Annotated in this window: 15 protein-coding genes and 1 riboswitch; of the genes, 5 read left to right on the forward strand and 10 right to left on the reverse strand. The window is 42.4% G+C overall.

Annotated features, from left to right (window positions below):
• Nucleotides 1-218: 218 nt before the first annotated feature.
• The 8 genes from ABIC84_RS27290 to ABIC84_RS27325 all read right to left on the reverse strand — a co-directional run bounded on the left by ABIC84_RS27290 (nucleotide 219) and on the right by ABIC84_RS27325 (nucleotide 8,475).
• Entirely contained in the window at nucleotides 219-1,067 is an 849-nt protein-coding gene (locus ABIC84_RS27290) for an N-acyl homoserine lactonase family protein (protein WP_429265615.1), read from the reverse strand.
• Nucleotides 1,068-1,152: 85 nt separating this feature from the next.
• Nucleotides 1,153-3,360 (reverse strand): bifunctional alpha,alpha-trehalose-phosphate synthase (UDP-forming)/trehalose-phosphatase, encoded by a 2,208-nt coding sequence (locus ABIC84_RS27295; protein WP_429265616.1) that lies wholly within the window; start codon nucleotides 3,358-3,360, stop codon nucleotides 1,153-1,155.
• 150 nt (nucleotides 3,361-3,510) lie between these two features.
• The gene (locus ABIC84_RS27300; RefSeq protein ID WP_090525550.1) at nucleotides 3,511-3,987 is read right to left on the reverse strand and encodes a hypothetical protein; all 477 of its coding nucleotides are present in this window, start codon (nucleotides 3,985-3,987) and stop codon (nucleotides 3,511-3,513) included.
• A gap of 225 nt (nucleotides 3,988-4,212) precedes the next feature.
• Entirely contained in the window at nucleotides 4,213-5,025 is an 813-nt protein-coding gene (locus ABIC84_RS27305) for an SDR family oxidoreductase (RefSeq protein WP_429265617.1), read from the reverse strand.
• Between the two features lie 148 nt (nucleotides 5,026-5,173).
• Nucleotides 5,174-5,917: a menaquinone biosynthetic enzyme MqnA/MqnD family protein gene (locus ABIC84_RS27310; RefSeq protein WP_429265618.1), complete on the reverse strand. Its 744-nt coding sequence runs from the start codon at nucleotides 5,915-5,917 to the stop codon at nucleotides 5,174-5,176.
• A gap of 13 nt (nucleotides 5,918-5,930) precedes the next feature.
• Entirely contained in the window at nucleotides 5,931-6,557 is a 627-nt protein-coding gene (locus ABIC84_RS27315) for a histidine phosphatase family protein (protein ID WP_426587778.1), read from the reverse strand.
• A gap of 112 nt (nucleotides 6,558-6,669) precedes the next feature.
• On the reverse strand, nucleotides 6,670-7,863 hold the full coding sequence (mqnE, locus tag ABIC84_RS27320; protein WP_429265619.1) for an aminofutalosine synthase MqnE: 1,194 nt from the start codon (nucleotides 7,861-7,863) through the stop codon (nucleotides 6,670-6,672).
• A 93-nt stretch (nucleotides 7,864-7,956) separates the two neighbouring features.
• Nucleotides 7,957-8,475 (reverse strand): hypothetical protein, encoded by a 519-nt coding sequence (locus ABIC84_RS27325; protein ID WP_429265620.1) that lies wholly within the window; start codon nucleotides 8,473-8,475, stop codon nucleotides 7,957-7,959.
• A 96-nt stretch (nucleotides 8,476-8,571) separates the two neighbouring features.
• On the opposite strand from ABIC84_RS27325, the gene ABIC84_RS27330 reads away from it, so the two are divergent.
• From ABIC84_RS27330 to ABIC84_RS27345, 4 genes are all read left to right on the forward strand, one after another.
• Nucleotides 8,572-9,687, forward strand: a complete 1,116-nt coding sequence (locus ABIC84_RS27330; protein WP_429265621.1) for a trans-sulfuration enzyme family protein — start codon at nucleotides 8,572-8,574, stop codon at nucleotides 9,685-9,687.
• 238 nt (nucleotides 9,688-9,925) lie between these two features.
• A riboswitch (SAM riboswitch) is annotated at nucleotides 9,926-10,036 on the forward strand.
• A gap of 244 nt (nucleotides 10,037-10,280) precedes the next feature.
• Nucleotides 10,281-11,600 (forward strand): O-acetylhomoserine aminocarboxypropyltransferase/cysteine synthase family protein, encoded by a 1,320-nt coding sequence (locus ABIC84_RS27335; RefSeq protein ID WP_429265622.1) that lies wholly within the window; start codon nucleotides 10,281-10,283, stop codon nucleotides 11,598-11,600.
• 90 nt (nucleotides 11,601-11,690) lie between these two features.
• Entirely contained in the window at nucleotides 11,691-12,746 is a 1,056-nt protein-coding gene (locus ABIC84_RS27340; protein ID WP_091164575.1) for a homoserine O-acetyltransferase family protein, read from the forward strand.
• Nucleotides 12,746-13,981, forward strand: coding sequence for a homoserine dehydrogenase (locus ABIC84_RS27345; RefSeq protein WP_429265623.1), 1,236 nt, complete (start codon nucleotides 12,746-12,748; stop codon nucleotides 13,979-13,981). Before ABIC84_RS27340 ends, ABIC84_RS27345 begins: the two co-directional genes overlap by 1 nt.
• Before the next feature lie 123 nt (nucleotides 13,982-14,104).
• On the opposite strand, the gene clpB is transcribed toward ABIC84_RS27345, so the two are convergent.
• Nucleotides 14,105-16,723: an ATP-dependent chaperone ClpB gene (gene clpB / locus ABIC84_RS27350; protein WP_429265625.1), complete on the reverse strand. Its 2,619-nt coding sequence runs from the start codon at nucleotides 16,721-16,723 to the stop codon at nucleotides 14,105-14,107.
• Nucleotides 16,724-16,999: 276 nt separating this feature from the next.
• On the reverse strand, nucleotides 17,000-17,434 hold the full coding sequence (locus ABIC84_RS27355; protein ID WP_090525931.1) for a hypothetical protein: 435 nt from the start codon (nucleotides 17,432-17,434) through the stop codon (nucleotides 17,000-17,002).
• Nucleotides 17,435-17,618: 184 nt separating this feature from the next.
• Between ABIC84_RS27355 and ABIC84_RS27360 the strand changes: the two genes are divergently transcribed.
• Entirely contained in the window at nucleotides 17,619-18,959 is a 1,341-nt protein-coding gene (locus ABIC84_RS27360) for a sensor histidine kinase (protein WP_429265624.1), read from the forward strand.
• The last annotated feature ends 338 nt before the right edge of the window (nucleotides 18,960-19,297 follow it).

Raw genomic sequence — 19,297 nt, forward strand, 5'->3', positions numbered from 1 at the left:
ATTGAACCTAAGAAACGGAAAAAAGCAGCCTTTGAGATTGTTTACGACATATTCAATCCCTTAGGTTAACGGATATGGTGTTGTCACCAACAACTACTACATCTATTCGTCCTTATAATCACCCTTTATAAATACGCAAGAAAATTTGAATATAAATTTGTTGGTGACAACACCAACAATGGCGAGGAGTGACAATACTACCACGACGGCAGGAGTAATTACCTGATCTCCACTACTCCATCCGCTACTTTTGGAAAGATCTCTAACTGCCTGCCATCATGCCCGGGAATGATAAATTTAACATCGCTGGCAAGTGTTTTCATCCGTTTCATCGCTCTTACATAACCTGCAGGATCAAGCGTACCACCTTGCGAAGGTGGTACTAAATGTTCAAGGCTGTAATAGATCCAGATATTATCAGATGCTATTACCACCCTGTTTTTCCCGGTTTGTACCAGTACATATTGCGAATTGTAAGTATGCTTTGAACCTGTATAAACTTTTATACCTTTAATGATCTCTTTATCGTCGCCGTCTATCAGTTTGAGCCTGCCTGTCAAATTTAAATTAACGGTATTGATAACATCACGCTTAGCATAACCACCTGCCTCTCCCGCTTTTTGCCATGCTGCGCCTGCAAAAAACTCATAATCCAGCTTTTGCATCCAAACCTTAGCTTTCGGGAAAAGGCTTAAACCATCTATATGATCCCAGTGAGGGTGGCTTAAAATAATATCGGTTATATCCTGGGGCTTTACACCAAGCTTTAAAAGCGCCGAGTCAGGACGTTGATAGGTTTTAAGTTTAAATTCTTTAGCGTCTTCAATATCGTGCAAAAAGCCGGCATCAACCAAAATGTTTTTGCCATTGCTACCTTTGATAAGCCATACCATAAAATCAATTTTAACCGGCTCATTTTTGGGGCCGTTCAGTGCCCAATCGCTTACTTTAAATGGATATCCGGATTCGGCGAATTTTACAGCATAAATTTTATAGACCGGGGTTTGCGCATAAATGATATCGCAACTAAGCATTAATGCAAAAACAAGCAGGCTGATTTTTTTCATAAAGGTTACATTATCGGGGACCGAATATAAAAAATGCCCGCGGCTAAACCGCAGGCATAATAAATTTTAAATTAAACTATCGACCCTACTTGTCTGTGGGTTCCTCAACCGGCGTATACTTAGCAAAACTGGTCAGCAATTTCCTAACCTCCGATGGGTTTCGCAGGTAAAATTTGGCTGCCGAAAGATTACTGCCAACTTTAATGGTAATGGCACTTTCGGGCAGCGCTTTAAAGATATCTTCGTCGGTATAGTCATCGCCGAAAGCTATAATGAAATCATAATCACGGCCTTCTGTAAGTGTTAAAGCAGCTTTGCCCTTATTAATATCCATATTCTTCACTTCCAACACCTTATCCCCTGCCAGTAACTGTAACCCTTTATCGCTTGCAAGGTATTTAAGATTATTCATCAGCTCGTTGGCCCTCAGTTCGCCAAGCCCGGCCTGGGCTTTACGGTAATGCCAAACCAGTGAGTATGTTTTCTCTTCAATGAACGAGCCAGGTGTACGGTCGACATAGGTTTCCAATATCGGATAAATATCATGCTTCCATTGATCGCTTAGTCCGCTTATTTTATGCCATAAGGTGCCGGGTTGCTTAAACCATGAACCATGTTCGGCAATAAGATAGATGTCGTTTTCCTTAAACCACTCGTCGAGGTTTTCATGCTTTCGTCCGCTAATCAAAACCAATTGATTTGCAGTATCTTCCGCGAGTTTATTGATGACATTGTACAATTCCTTATCGGGAGAGGCCTGATCGATATTTGATTTAAAATTCACCAGTGTACCGTCATAATCCAAAAAGATAATCCGCTTTTTAGTTTTGATATAACGGTTAATAATGCTTTGTTCGGTAGTGTTGCTTACATGCCTGGCCTGCAAGGAGCGCTGCATAAGTTTTACTTCTTTCAGCCTGTCCATAAAAATTTTAACCCAGTGTGATGTATTGAACTTCGCAACAAGCTGCCTCATCGGGATCATGCGCCGGCGCTGTTCTTCAAGCGGCATATTAATAGCCTGCAAAATCGCCCGGCAAACTTCGCCGGTATTATTAGGATTAACAATTATAGCGTCTATAAGTTCTTTAGATGATCCTGCCATTTCACTCATGATCAACACACCATCATTATTTATCCGACTGGCGACATACTCTTTACTTACCAGGTTCATGCCGTCGCGCATGGGTGTAACCAAACAAACATCGGCCGAATAGTAAAGTGCCGACAGGGTTTCAATGGGGAATGAGCGATAGTAATAATGCACAGGGCTCCAGTCCATAGTGCGATACAAAGCATTGATCTTCCCTACTTTTTTATCTATTTCATCCCTAAGGTGAGCGTATTGCGGCACCGTATCCCGGGATGGAACCACGATCATGTAAAGCGTAATGTGCTCAATACATTCCGGGCATTGTTCAAGCAGCAGCTCAAAAGCTTCCAGCCTTTGCAGGATCCCCTTGCTGTAGTCAAGCCGGTCTATCGAAAGGATCAGCTTTTTGTTCTGGAAATTCTCTTTAATAAGGTCAATCTGCTGTTTTACATCGTCCTGCAGCGGTAGCGATGAATACCTTTTTTCATCGATCCCCATCGGGAACGACTCGATAACAACCGAGCGCTCGCCATTGCTGATGATATTGGCACTGGATGTTACAGGCAGCAGGCGTGTAGCCGCACCTAAAAAGTGGCGCACATCATCAAAGGTATGTAAACCAATCAGATCGGCACCAAGCATTCCATCCAATAGTTCCGAACGCCATGGGATCAACCTAAACATTTCATTTGAAGGGAAAGGAATGTGGAGGAAAAAGCCGATGGAAACGTCCGGCAGCTCCTGCCTGACCAGGGCGGGTAATAATAGCAACTGGTAATCGTGGATCCAGATCACATCGCCGGGCTCGGCAATACTGAGGATCATATCCCTGAACTTTTTATTTACTGCTTTATAGTAATCCCAGTTTGATTGTTTGTAAGCAGCATAAGTTGAAGCGTAATAATGAAAAACGGGCCATAAAACCTCATTGCTGAAACCTTCGTAATATTGGTTGATCTCTTCCTGATCTAAAAAAACAGGGATCAGGCTTAACTCTTTTAATTCTTTTGTAACCTGGTCTTTATCTTCCTGCTCAGCAACTTCTATTCCGGGCCAGCCTATCCATACGTTATCGCCCTGTTTATATATTGAACCTAAACCGGTAGCTAATCCTCCCTCGCTCGGTGATGAATGGTATGCACCATCAGTTTTGGAAATTTTAACAGGCAAACGGTTTGATACAATTATTGTTTTCGACATATGAAGTAAATATTAATTAATATTTAAAAGACGAAAACACCCTTTTTGTTTTATGAAAAGAGGCTTTATGACATAAAAGTGTGATTTATAATCATAAAAAAAGCCGTCCTGATATTCGGGACGGCTTTCCATTGTTATAATTTTTCGGAGTTATTTTACTTGTTGGAAAAACTCGATGTTAGCTTGTTGAGTGATCCTTACCAAAACTTCGTGTTTGTCGTTTTTCAAGTCAACAAAATATGAAGTTGGCTCGATAGCGTCATTAATTGAAGTGTTAGCCTGGTAAACGATAACTTCGCCTACTTCGTAACCTTTGTAATCGCTGTTGATTTGTTTAAGGGCTTTTGCAGGGATAGCTTTGTTGTCAACACGTTGAGTTGTACCTAAAAATTCACCTTGTAGGTTGTAGAAAGCAGTTTTTTGAACGCCGTCAACAGTGAAAGTAGCTTTTTGAACGTTTTTGGTTACAGTCCAGTTAACGTTGGTAGCTTCAGCGAAGTCAGCAGTAAAGCCGTGTAATGCTACGTAAGAAACATTGGTACCACCATCTGATTTTTTGCCACCATCAGCGAAAGCGTTAACGGTAAATAAGGCTGCAGTTGCTATTGTTAAAAATATCTTTTTCATGTTCGTTTAAATTTTAAATCCTGCAACAAAAATACACTACACTTATCAATATTAAAAATTTTCTTGAACTTTTATGAATATTTAATAATTATAGCCTTTTATAGCCACAAAATTTAAATTTTATCAATAACCTTAGTGTATATTTTACAATATCTAAAAGAAAAAACGCCAATTAATGGCGTTTTTAGTTTGCTAAACCGATTTATGTTGTCATAAAAATGTCATTTAGCCATTATCTGCAAAGCCCGGGTACAAAGTCATGCCCCCATCTGCAAAAATTGTGACCCCTGTAATGTAATCCGACTCATCTGAAGCCAGCCAAACTGCCAGTTTTCCGATGTCAGCCGGCTGACCTATCCGGTTGTAAGGGATGAGCGTCAATAATTTATCCAGTGCTTCCGGGGTTTCCCAGGCTTCCTTATTAATAGGTGTTTGTATAGCGCCTGGCCCTATGCCGTTTACCCTGATCTTGTGCGGAGCAAGTTCCTGTGCTATACTTTTCATAAACATCATAATACCTCCTTTGCTGGCCGCATAGTTTACATGGCCCGCCCAGGGAATTACTTCATGCACGCTGCTCATACAGATAATTTTGCCCGCAGCTTTGCTTCCGCCTTCAACAACACCGCGTTTTATAAACTCTTTAGCAGCCTCCCTGGCACAAAGAAACTGACCGGTTAAGTTAATGCTGATCACTTTATTCCAATCGTCAAGCGTCATATCAACAAATCTGGCATCTTTTTGCAAACCGGCATTGTTTACCAAAATGTCAATAGTGCCATATTGCTTAAATATTTCGGCAAACATGGTTTTTACTTCGTCCTCATGGCTTACATCGGCCTGAAATGCAAATGCCTCGCCGCCGGTGGCTTTGATCTGGCTTACAACATCATCGGCTGCGGTTTTATTATGTGCGTAGTTAATTAGGAGTTTGGCGCCGGCTGCAGCCATTGCCAATGCGACACCTTTACCAATGCCGCTATCGGCACCGGTTACTAGGGCTGCTTGTCCTTTTAATAGTTGGGGAGTATTGCTCATAGATAAACGTTTTTGTGTTTAAGATAAGCAATGGAATTGAGAAGGGAATTGTTTTTGCCCGAACTGGCATTTATGTGATTATAGGATTACATAACCAAACAATTCTAATCCTGTAATCCTAAAATCCGCCCAAATCCGGGTTCAGAGATTATAACGCTTTTATATAATCATGAAACAGGTACAAAGCTTTCTTCTTGTCCGCTGTTAAATCATAGTCTATTTTAACCATCAAATAATCAACCAGGTCAAAGTCATCACGCATGGTTAATTCTTTAAAAAGCTCTCCCCGGTGATCAAGGCCGTATTTTAGTGACTCGTTAAACTCATCCATAAAATCCTGAGGGATAGGTTTATTAGCTATCCAGGCTGCAAAGGTGAATGGCAGGCCGGTCATTTTTTGCCATTCTTCGGCCAGATCGTAAACATATTTGTATTGCTGCTTTTTGCCGAAGGTACGGTCGCCTATTTGTACAAAGGCGGTTCCTTCATCTGCAGATTGAGCATAATCCGGCGCATTACTTACCTGTTTGGGGTTTACCAACCAATGGTTTTTCAGCAGCACACGGGCAAGATTATTTGATGAACGCGACTGCGGATCGAGTTGAATGGTAGTTACGTCCTTAATATCACTATTGCTGAAAATAAAAACGGAGTTTACCGCGCCTACGGCACCAATGCAGTAATCAGAAACAATTTCCCATTGCGGCAAACTCAGTGCTGCAGCAACCGGGATCAGACCAATATCAACCACATCGTCGATGAGCTTTTGGGCACAATCAGCCGGGATATCAAGGCTCAGGTTAATTTTATTAATGATGTCGGTATGTTGAATGCCGTATAAAAAGGGTTTGGTATTAGTGTAGCTTACTGCTGATATTCTGATCTTGTTCACAAATTCGCTATTTCTATTCTTCGGAATGTTTGAGGTGTTCGGCGTTATTAAAGTCGACTATTTCAAATTTTTGGCCATCGTAGTTTACCTTATATAGTACCAGGTTTTGGTGCGGAAAGGTATCCATTTCGGATAAGGGTTTATCTGTGAGGATACAAAGCAAAAGGCGTAAAGCGCGGCCATGCATACAAATAAGTACCGTTTTCTCGTCGGGGTGGCTCATGATCACCTCCATGGCTTCGCGCTGGCGCACCTCAACCTCAAGCGGACTTTCGCCACCTTCAAATTTACTGTCGAGCTTACCATCCAGCCAATCACGCATAATCTGCAGAAAAGCAGCTTTATTATCAGTAGTTGGGGACTGGCCTTCGTGAATGCCCCAGGCCAGCTCATCCAAACCCGGAAGCTTTTCATAGGGAATCCCCAGATCAATAAAAGGCTGGATACTTTGCTGCGTGCGCTTTAATGCCGATATATAAATTTTATCGAACGGAACAGTTTTATAAGCCTCAAAAAACTGGCGGGCTTGTTTACGACCTTCGTCATTTAAATCGGTATCCACACCGCGGCCCTGTATAATACCAAGTTTGTTATACTCAGTTTGGCCGTGGCGTACTATATATAAGGTTTTTTGTACCATTTTCTTGAGCCCAAAGCTGAAAACCGAAGGCTTAAAGCTTTTTTGCTTTTATCTATGCTAAATTTATTGCTTTGCTTTAAGCTTTCGGCCTTTGGCTTTCAGCTTAAAAAGCTTAATTAATTACCGGTAATTTGTAATACTGTGGTTTCGGTTCGTCGCCGAACACAAAGTTGGTATAATCCGTTACTACATTATATAATGTATCACGTTCAATAGGCTGGCGGCCTACATGTTTAATTAACTCTACCACTTGCTTGGTGCTCATACCTGGATGCTGCTCTTCGGCGCCGGCCATTGAATAGATTTTGGTGGTATCATCAAGCGTACCATCAATGTCGTCAACGCCGAAGTTAAGCGAAAGCTGTGCGGTAGTACGACTGATCATAGCCCAATAAGCTTTAATATGGTCGAAGTTATCCAGGTAGATGCGGGCAACTGCGTAGTTTCGCAGATCTTCAATTACCGAAACCTCGGGTACGTGCGACATCTGGTTATCCTTATTACGGAACTTAAGCGGAATAAAAGTTTGGAAACCACCTGTTTTGTCCTGCAGTTGGCGTAAACGCTCCATGTGGTCAACGCGGTGTTTATATTGTTCAATATGCCCGTAAAGCATCGTGGCATTTGAACGACCGCCAAGCTTGTGCCATTCTTCATGAATGGCCAGCCACTGATCGGCAGTACATTTATCTTTCGAGATCTGGTCCCTTATTTCAGGATCAAAAATTTCAGCGCCGCCGCCGGGGATAGAATCAAGTCCTGCTTCCTGCATCAGGCGCATGCCTGTGGCGTAATCAATTTTGGCTTTTTTAAAGATGTAGTGATATTCAACCGGGGTAAGCGCTTTAATGTGCAGCTCGGGGCGATGCGCGCGGATGCGGGCGAAAAGTTCCTGGTAAAAAGGCACGTCATATTGCGGCAGCACACCACCTACAATGTGAACCTCAGTAACCGGTTCGCCATCATACTTGGTAACCATGTTGAACATTTCATCCATGGTGTACTCCCATCCTTCCGCCTTTTGTTTCAGCAGCCGCGAGTACGAACAAAATTTGCAGTCGTAAACGCAAAGATTGGTGGGCTCAATATGAAAATTACGGTTGAAATAAGTTTTATCGCCGTGGCGTTCCTCGCGGATGTAATTAGCCAAAGTGCCAAGATAGCCAAGTTCGCCCTGCTCATAAAGCAAAACTCCTTCATCAAAAGTGATGCGTTGTTTGTCAAGAACTTTTTGAGCAATATGCTTTAAATCAGCAGATAAATTCGGATCGTTAAGTAAAAACTGTAAATTATCTGAATTATGCATCAATTAAAAATTTGGTCAAAGGTACTAAAAAGCACAAAAGTAATATGCGTTATGACACATATAGGCCAAATTTCACGGTAAATTACAATAAAGTTACAGTGCCTTGATCTCGCTTATGGAGATACCAATTGAGCAATCATCCTGGCAACCATTAGGTACATAACTTGCGCCGGATATCATGCCATTATTATTGGTTTCAAAATAAATAGTGTTGGTTTTCTTATCTGCCGCAAGCCATTCGTTCTTTGCCTTTTTATATACTTCATCAAGAGTGATCAACGCAGCGCCCAAACTATGTTGACCTAACGATGCTTTATTCTCATGCCATTGGTCTCTTATAGTTTTAACAGGAGGCATATTTGCAGTTTTATATTCCAAAACATACGATAAAAAATCCCTCGCTGTAACAACGCCATTTTGAACGGTGATCTTGGTTTCGGAGCCATAACCAAAAACTGAACCGTTATTAACGGTATAAGTATAGGAATTTTTACTTTCCGTCTTAAAGTTTTGCCACGCTTTATAGCTTTTGTCGTAAGCGGTATCATTGGCATCTTTTTTACAGGCGGATAGCCCAACAATAACAAACAGGAAGATAAGGCACTTTTTCATGCGGTTTGGCTTTTAAACTTATTCGATAAAAAATATAAAAACGCTACAGCTAATAACAAATATTCTTGTTTATTTTGGGCGATAACACATTATGCCATGAAAATTGAAACTATAGCCATACACGCCGGTAACCATGTTGATGAAGCAACAAGGGCCGTTATACAACCCATTATTATGTCAACCACGTTTGAGCGCGGTGAGGATGGCGGTTTCCCGGCAGGTTATATTTACAGTCGCTCATCGAACCCCAATCGTCATGCACTGGAGCATGTGCTGGCTAAGTTAGAGGGGGGTGTTGAAGCAGCTTCCTTTTCATCAGGTAATGCGGCCGGAATGTCGGTATTTCAATCATTGGAGCCGGGCACGCATATTATCGCTCCTGATGATATGTATCACGGCTTACGTAATCAGCTTAAAACCCTTTTTGCCGGCATCCTTACCTTCGATTTTATTGATGTAAACGATACCGGGGTTTTACAACAGCACATCAAGCCCGAAACAGGTTTGATCTGGATTGAAACGCCATCGAACCCACTTTTAAAAGTCACGGACATAAAAAAGGTAGTAGCCATTGCCAAATCAAAAGGCATTAACGTTTTATGCGATAATACCTTTGCCACCCCTGTATGCCAACGGCCGCTTGAGCTGGGCGCAGATATGGTTATGCACTCGGCCACCAAATACTTTGGCGGGCACAGTGACCTGATGGGCGGCGTTTTGATTACTGCAGAGAAGAACGATTGGTGGACAAAAATTCGCCAGGTACAGGAAATGGGCGGCGCTATCCCCTCGCCTATGGATTGTTATTACCTGGTACGCAGCATTAAAACCCTGCCATACCGTGTAAAGGGCCATGTACAAAACGCTCAATTACTTGCCGAATATCTTGAACAGCACCCTCACGTTGAACAGGTAATGTACCCCGGCTTACCTTCGCACCCGCAACATGAGATAGCTAAAGATCAGATGCTGGCTTTTGGCGGCATGTTGTCCTTTATTGTTAAAGGCGATGAGAACGATACCCATAATATTATTAATAAACTTCAGCTGTTTATTAAAGCTACCAGCCTTGGTGGCGTTGAAAGCTTGATAGAACACCGCGCCACCGTTGAAGGTCCGGATACCAAAACACCACGTAACCTGCTAAGGGTTTCAGTTGGGCTGGAACATATTGACGATTTGATTGCCGATATGAAGCAGGCCCTTGCTTAGGCCTTTTAAGGTGAAAGGATAAAGGTCAAAGGCGAAAGGTATAAGCTGTCATGTGAATTTAAAAATTCCGTATTCACAAAACCTTTAACCTTTCGCCTTTTGCCTTTCACCTCAAAATAAACCTTTCACCTTAAAAAGAAATAAAATTTGGTATATTACCTCACAATCCCTTATATTCGCAACATTATTTGGTAGTGATACCAACGTCGATCAATCCTCCGCACATAGTTCGGGTTTTGATTTATAAAGAAGCGGCGAGAGATCAGGCTCAATGACCCGCTGGCAACCCTTCAATGTTGAAGAAGGTGCCAATTCCTGTCCCGGCAAATAACACCGGGGAATATAAATTTATAACCATGAAAAGTTTAATTAAATTTACGCAACGCAACACTTTTTACACCTTAAACGGTAACGTACAACATATTAGCTCCCCTATTGGCTGTATTTGTATGTGTTGCTGCTGTTGATGCTTAGCACGCTCCTGTTTTCATTCTCTGAAAAAGTGTGTTGTTAAACCGGTTGTTTTTAAACCGGCTTTCCAAATCCATCTAAACATTCAAAATCTAAATTAAACACATTAAAAAATTACAACTATGTCTGCCTTAAAATTCGAAACCTTACAATTACATGCCGGCCAGGAAGTTGATCCAACAACAGGTTCACGTGCTGTGCCCATTTATCAAACTACTTCGTACGTATTTAACAGCGCCGAGCATGGTGCAAACCTATTTGCATTAAAGGAGTTTGGTAATATCTATACCCGCATCATGAACCCTACTACCGATGTGTTTGAAAAACGCATCGCAGCGTTAGAGGGCGGTGTGGCTGCGCTGGCAACAGCCTCTGGCCAGGCATCCCAATTCCTTGCCCTTAATAATATTTTACAGGTTGGCGATAACTTTGTGACTTCTCCTTTCCTATACGGCGGCACTTATAACCAGTTTAAAGTAGCATTTAAACGCCTGGGCATTGATGTGCGTTTTGCCAAAGATGATACTGCGGCCAATATTGAGGCTCTTATTGATGATAAAACAAAGGCCATTTTCCTGGAAACCATTGGTAACCCGGGCTTTACTATTGCTGATTTTGAAAAGGTGAGCGAAGTTGCCAAAAGGCATGACCTGCCGCTAATTGTTGATAATACTTTCGGTGCGGGTGGTTACCTCTTCCGTCCCATTGAACATGGCGCTAACGTGGTTGTGGAGTCAACCACCAAATGGATTGGCGGGCATGGTACCAGTATTGGCGGTGTTATTATCGATGCAGGCAATTATAATTGGGGTAATGGTAAATTTCCTCAATTCACTGAACCATCAGAAGGTTACCACGGATTGGTATTTAACGATGTTTTCGGCATTGGCGGTCCGTTTGGCAATATCCAGTTTATTATCCGTGCCCGTGTTGAGGGATTAAGGGATTTCGGCCCGTCGCAGGCGCCATTTAATTCATGGTTGAATATCCAGGGACTGGAAACGCTTTCGCTGCGTGTGCAACGTCACGTTGATAATGCGCTGCAGTTGGCCAAATGGCTGGAGCAGCATCCGCAGGTGGCAAGCGTAAATTACCCGGGACTGGAATCATCGCCATATCATGAGCTGGCTAAAAAATATTTGAAGAATGGCTTTGGCGGCGTGTTATCGTTCGAGATTAAGGGGAGCAAAGAACAGGCCAGCCGATTGATCAATAACCTTAAACTGGTGAGTCATTTGGCCAATGTCGGGGACGCAAAAACACTCATCATCCAGCCATCAGCAACCACGCATCAGCAATTATCTGATGAAGAGCAATTAGCTGCCGGTGTTACACCAGCATCATTGCGCGTGGCTGTTGGTATTGAGCATATAGACGATATTAAAGCTGATTTTGAGCAGGCTTTTGCAAAAATTAAGCAAGGTGAGGGTGAGTTAGTTTAATAATGTATAGTTTTTTTAAGTGATATAGTAAACGTTATTGCAGGTTGCAGCCGGAAATACCGGTTGCACCTGAAATAACAAAACAACAGAATGAACGCAGAGATATTTAAATACACTAATACTTTTGAATTTGAATCGGGCCGTACAATTGAAGGTTTAGAAATAGGTTTTCACACTTATGGCCGGTTAAATAAAGAAAAAAATAACGTTGTTTGGGTTTGCCATGCGCTTACTGCCAACAGCGATGTATTTGACTGGTGGAAAGGGCTTATTGGCGAGGGGTATTTTTTTAACCCGGAAGAGCATTTTATAGTTTGCGCCAATATTTTGGGTTCTCCTTACGGCACTACAAGTCCGTTGAGCATTAACCCGGTTACCGGCCAGCCATATTATCTTTCATATCCCCAGTTTACTACAAGGGATATGGTTAAAGCGCACCAGTTGCTTGCCCAGCATTTAAACATCAATAATATCAGTGTATTAATTGGAGGTTCGTTAGGTGGCCAACAGGCTATGGAATGGGCTATTATTGAACCGGAGCGGATCAAAAATCTGATCCTGATAGCTACCAACGCCAAGCATTCACCATGGGGCATTGCCTTTAACGAGTCGCAACGTTTGGCTATCACTACAGATCGTACCTTTTACAGCAATACGCCCGAAGGCGGTCAGAAAGGCTTAAAAGCTGCGCGCAGTATCGCGCTTTTAAGTTATCGTACTTATAAAACTTACGGCATTACCCAGCAGGAAGAAGCCGACGATGTGCAGGACAATTTCCGTTCTTCATCGTACCAAAATTACCAGGGGCAAAAGCTCGTGAACCGCTTTAACGCCTATAGTTATTGGTACCTGACCAAAGTGATGGACTCACACAATGTGGGCCGGGGCCGTCACGGTGTAGATAAAGCGTTGAGCCTCATCAAGGCAAAAACATTAGTTATCGGCATCTCGTCGGATGTTTTGTTCCCTGTTGAAGAACAGCAATACCTGTTCAGGCATATCCCAAAAGCTGCCTTTTCCGAGCTGGATTCGTTTTATGGGCACGATGGATTTTTAATTGAAACAGAAGCATTAACAAAAATATTCACATCATTTTTTAAAACCGATGTGAAAGGAAAAATTATAGAACTGCAACGTACAGCGTAATGAGTAAAAAGTTAAATATCGGCCTCTTCGGATTTGGAGTTGTTGGCCAGGGTTTATATGATATCATCAAAACAAAGCATTTAAATATCGAGATAGTAAAATTTGCTATTAAGGACCCTAATAAAAAGCGTTCCCTGCCGGCCCACCTGTTCACCACTGATAAGGAAGAACTGCTTAATAACCCCGAGATCAACACCATTGTTGAACTGATCAATGATACCGAAGCTGCTTTTGAAATTGTTTCAAGGGCTTTAAAATCTGGCAAAAACGTGGTATCTGCCAGTAAAAAAATGATCGCCCTGCATTTGGACGAACTGATCGAGATCCAGCATCAATACGGTACATCATTATTATATGAAGGCGCAGTTTGCGGCAGTATCCCAATCATCCGTAATTTAGAAGAGTATTATGATAATGAACTACTGCATTCTATCAGTGGTATTTTCAATGGCTCATCAAACTATATCCTTTCAAAAGGTTTTATTGAAGGGCTCGATTATGACAGTGCATTAAAACAAGCCCAGGACCTGGGCTTCGCCGAAACCGACCCAACCAGTGATGTTGGTGGTTTTGATGCCAAATACAAACTGGTTATTGCTGCTGCCCATGCTTATGGCGTGGTTGTACAGCCCGATGAAGTATTTAACTTCGGCATTCAGAACCTTGCAGCTGCAGATTTGCAATATGCCCGCGAAAAGAACCTCAAAATTAAACTGGTACCGGTAGCCAAGGAACTTGACGACCGTAACGTTGCCCTGTTTGTGCTGCCTAAATTTGTAAACGACAAAGAGTTTTTATACAACGTTGAGTATGAATATAATGGCGTAACTGTACAAGCTGCCTTTGCCGATCAGCAATTCTTTTTCGGGAAAGGCGCAGGCGGCCATCCTACCGGCTCAGCTGTACTGTCGGATATTGCGGCTTTACGTTATAACTACCAGTACGAATACAAAAAAGCTAAAGAGAAAACAGACCTTAATTTTACCAACAACATTGAATTAACCATTTACCTGCGTTATGATGACGAGGAACTGGTTGAAGCGCTGAACTTTGAGCATATCAATGAGCGTTACTATTCAGGTAACTATAAATTTGTGATAGGAAAAATCAATTTACAAAATCTGATCGCTAATCAACATCGTATATCTGAGAGTAAGGCTTTCGTAGCCTTTGCCGATCAGCTTACGGGGGTCAGCTTAGCATCGGTAACTAAACAAGCGGCCGAAGTGTTTTAATAGACTCTCCGGTTGTGAATAATAGAAAAGGCTTCTCAAATTGGGAAGCCTTTTTTCTATTATACTAATACTTAGCTTTAAGCCTTATGCGTTCTGCTTTTAGCTTTCATAAGTCGTTGTAGCTTATTTAGCCGGTTCTGCAGCTTCTTTGGCCGAGTTCAGGAACACGAACTGATTATCAAACATATCTATTTTAATAACGCTGTCTTTATCTACCGTACCAGCCAGGATCTGTTTACTTAACTCGTTCAGGATCTTTTTCTGGATAACACGTTTTAACGGACGTGCACCAAATTGCGGATCATAACCTAACTGGGCCAACCAATCCAAAGCTTCATCGGATGCTTCGATAGTTACACCCATTTCGGCAAGGGTTTGCTGTACATGTTTAAACTGCAGCTTAACGATATCATGAATTTCATCGCGGTTAAGCGGGGTAAACATGATGATCTCATCTATCCTGTTCAAAAACTCCGGACGGATAGTTGCCCTTAACAAATTGAACAGCTCGTTTTTGGTTTTTGCCACCAGTTCATCGCGGTTCTCATCTTCCAGGTTTTGGAAGTTTTCCTGGATGATGTTTGAACCAATGTTGGAGGTCATGATGATGATGGTATTTTTAAAATTCACCACACGGCCTTTATTATCCGTCAACCGGCCATCGTCCAATACCTGTAGCAAGATGTTAAATACATCGGGATGGGCTTTTTCAATTTCATCCAGCAGTACCACGCTGTAAGGCTTGCGACGAACGGCCTCGGTTAACTGCCCGCCTTCATCGTACCCAACGTAGCCCGGAGGCGCTCCTATCAGCCTTGATACGGCATGGCGTTCCTGGTATTCACTCATATCTATCCTCACAAGCGCGCCTTCATCATTAAACAGGTACTCGGCCAGGGCCTTTGCCAGTTCGGTTTTACCCACACCGGTTGTACCTAAAAATATGAACGAACCTATTGGCCTGCGTTTATCCTGCAAACCTGCGCGGCTGCGGCGGATAGCATCACTTATCGCCTCAATAGCTTCTTCCTGTCCTGCCACACGTTTGTGCAGTTCATCTTCAAGATTGAGCAGTTTTTCACGTTCGCTCTGGATCATTTTGCTTACCGGGATGCCTGTCCAGCGGCTCACTACGCCGGCAATATCATCGGCGGTAACTTCCTCCTTCAGCATGCGGCTGTCGCTTTGGTTTTCAAGCAGGGCAGCTTTCAGCTTTTCAACTTCGGCTTGGGCTTCTACTATAGTACCGTAGCGCAGTTCGGCTACCTTGCCATAATCACCGGCACGTTCAGCCTGTTCGGCTTCCAGTTTATAGTTTTCAATCAGCTCAACCTTAGTATTAATACCGTCAACAAGGTCTTTTTCGCCTTTCCATTTGGCACGTAATGAATCACGCTGTTGCGACAGGTTGGCTATTTCCTCACTTAGTTCGGCAACCTTACGATCGTCTTTTTCACGTTTGATAGCTTCGCGCTCAATTTCAAGCTGCATGATGCGGCGTTCCAGTTCGTCAACCACTTCCGGTACCGAATCCATTTCCAGGCGAAGTTTTGATGCAGCCTCATCCATCAGGTCGATAGCCTTATCTGGTAAAAACCTGTCGGAAATATAGCGTTGTGACATTTCGACAGAGGCGATGATCGCTTCGTCTTTGATCCTCACTTTATGGTGGGTTTCGTAGCGTTCTTTCAATCCGCGTAAAATAGATATGGCGTCGGCAGCGTCAGGTTCTTCAACCATTACTTTCTGGAAACGGCGTTCCAAAGCTTTATCTTTTTCAAGGTACTTCTGATACTCATTAAGGGTAGTAGCACCAATTGAACGAAGCTCGCCACGGGCCAGGGCAGGTTTTAGGATATTGGCCGCGTCCATAGCGCCTTCTCCCCCGCCTGCACCTACCAGCGTGTGGATCTCATCTATAAAAAGGATGATCTCCCCATCGCTTTGGGTAACCTCTTTTACAACGGCTTTCAATCGTTCTTCAAACTCGCCTTTGTATTTTGCACCGGCAATCAGCGCGCCCATATCCAAAGAGTATACAACTTTGGTTTTCAGGCTCTCAGGTACATCACCTTTGATGATCCTGAAAGCGATTCCTTCGGCAATGGCTGTTTTACCAACACCTGGTTCACCAACCAAAATCGGGTTGTTTTTGGTACGGCGCGAAAGGATCTGGATAACACGGCGAATTTCATCGTCGCGGCCTATAACCGGGTCCAACTTGCCCGAACCGGCGTATTCATTCAGGTTACGGGCGTATTTGTTGAGGGCATTATAAGTGGCTTCGGCATTTTGATCGGTTACTTTGCTATCGCCGCGGAGTTCAACAATAGCTTTTTTCAGATCCTTTTCATTAACACCCGAATCTTTCAGGATGCTGCTTACCGCACCACCGGCGGCTAAAATGCCTAACAGCACATGCTCAACTGATACAAATTCGTCTTTAAATTCTTTTAAATATCCCGAAGCTTTTTGCAAAGCCGAATTTGCTTCAGACGAAAGGTATACGTTGCTGCCGCTTACTTTGGGGAAGGATGCAATCTGCGCATCTAAGGTATCGTTTAACCTGTTCAGGTTAACATTTAATTTCTTTAATAAGTAGGTAATTACGTTTTCATCAACCAGCAATAAGCCTTTAAGCAGATGCGCGGTCTCGATTGCTTGCTGTTGGTTACCAACAGCAATTTCAGATGCCTTTTGTACGGCTTCCTGAGCTTTTATGGTAAAGTTGTTAAAATTCATAGTACTCATGGTTAATCAAATTATCGGCCATAGTATCCATAGTGAAAAATTGTCATTTAAAATTAAATCACAATGACACTTTGCCATGATTGTTAGCAATTTAGATACTACCATGTTTAACAAACTACAGGGCAAATTGTCGTTTTGCCATGCAAAATAAATCTGTTGGGCTATAAGTAAATGAATAATGGAACGATTGCAGTCCTGCTGTATATGTGGTATTTTTAGTATTACGGGATGCCGCGGTGCTGATAGATTATGCCGGCGCAGGTTTAACTAATCGAGTTTATCCACTTTCACCAGATTACAAGTCCAGACGAGTGGTTTTCCGCCATTTCGTCCGTCAACTACTCCGCTTGTCTTCATCGTCTTTTTATCACTACCTAAAGTGTAATAATTTGCATACTGCCTGCCTTTTAGGTCGTAAGTAGCATCAGGTCTCGCGTCCGTGATCGTTAGTACATACATGTTATCGGATAAAACTTTAAAAGTACCGCTGTGCGTAACAATCTGCCTTTCATTTTCCTTTGCGATATTATAAAAGCTTCCGTCTGATTTAAATACCACTTTACTTCCGGGATTGGTCGTGTCGTTCCAAATACCAACAAAAGGTTTAATTTCTTTCTGATTCGCCCTTTCTACAGTTCTGCAGGAAAAAGTTGTTAATACAGTAATGAGAATTGCGATAGATTTAAGAGATTTCAGTAACATGTGATTTTGGTTTTATGTTTAAATAATATTTATCCCTTTTTTAAAAAACAATCAAGGTTCATCAAAATAGGCTTATATTTTCTTTGACCGAATATTTAGTAAAAAGGGTTAACTATATCCTGTCACATTTCTGTTACAGTTTTTATAAATATTTTCATAATTTTGTTTAATCCATAAAATATAATTGAACACCCATTTCTTTTTTAACAGTCTCCCGGTAAAATACCGGTCGCAATATCGTTTGCATTATACTTACCAAAACATGGTAGCCATAAGGGGTGCCAGTATGATATTTTTATTGCTTAATGTAATTATCCGGATCCTTTATCTTGTATTCCCCATTAGCTTAACCAAAGCTCAAAACTTTCCCGAGTTTAATTTCAGCAACTGGGTTTTCATTATTATAACTCCCGTTTTCCTGATAGCGAGTAACCTTTTTATCGTTAGCTTCAAAAGCCATAAAAAAGCTACAACAGGCATGTCATTGCTTGTATTTTTGTTTGCGCTTTATATTATTGTTTGCGGCATGTATTCCAGCTTTATAGCCACCTCCAATCCGAGTAATGCCCTCACCTTATATCTTGTCGCATTAAGCTTAATCAGCGTGATAATTGTTTTTGAATACTATGAAACCGTATTGCTGCTTATTGCCGTTGAGCTTTTTTTTACTTCCCTGCTATTTTACAGTGAAACGCCGGCTACGGATATGTTGTATAACCAATTGATCTCAGCTATCTTACTTTCCGGCTTTTATTTTATCTCAAGGTACTTTTTTTCCTACAAGGCCAACTATTATCTTCAGGTGATCGAGATTCGCGAAAAAAACTCGGAAATAGAAAAAGCAAGCGAGTTTAAAAACCAGGTGTTGGGTATGGTTGCCCATGACCTGCGTAACCCGATAGCTGCTGTTGAATCAATTGCCATGATGATGGAACTGGATGAGGTAGATGAGGAGACACAAGACAACATCCATATGATCAAAGCATCCTGCGTAAAAGCACGGAGTATTATTGATGACTTACTGGAGGCAGCCCGAAACGAGAACATAGCGGTTATTGAAACTCAAAATACCGAGCTTAACCAATGGCTTAACAACATAGTGGGCGAATGGAAATTACAGCTGGGCAATAAAGTTAATGTGCTGTTCAGCAGTTCGGTAGGTGTTGCCCATGCGCTCATAAACCATGAAAAATTTCATCGGGTTATTGATAACCTGATAAGTAACGCGGTGAAATTTTCAAAAGATCAGGATAATGTAGATGTACGCCTGCTTAAACTAAACGATACGGTAGTTATTGAAGTTCAGGATTACGGCTTGGGCATCCCTGCCGATATGCTGCCGGAGATCTTTAACCAATTTTCAAAAGCAGGCCGAGCCGGTTTACGCGGCGAAAAGTCGACCGGACTTGGTTTGAGTATTGTACGCCAGATTATTGAAAAGCATAAAGGCACTATCAGCGTTACCAGCACCGAAGGACGGGGGTCAACGTTCAGGATCACCTTGCCGGTGGTTAATTCGTTTTAGGATATTAAACAGGTCTTTGTTTATCCGGTGGCTTCTCTTACAGGACAAAAAAGTGGTGTCATACTGCTTGTCGATGTTTGTCGGGTGGGCCTGCCCGCGCAAGTCTTCGGCAAGGTACCCATGGCAACTTAAACGGGTGTCATACTGAGTAAATTAAATCCGGCGGCCTCTGAAGGTAAAATGACATCTGCGTCACATGATTGCTGTAAGGAATGAAGCAATCCCCGATAGGCTGGTAACGGACTTCATTAGTATTTGACTTACATCGTCGCGCTCTTGGCCGCGCGGGGCCAGTTACTTTTGTCGCCACAAAAGTAACCAAAAAGGCTTGCAGCAGA

Origin of the sequence: Mucilaginibacter sp. 3215 (assembly GCF_050433785.1) — a bacterium.
Classification (GTDB): Bacteria; Bacteroidota; Bacteroidia; order Sphingobacteriales; family Sphingobacteriaceae; genus Mucilaginibacter.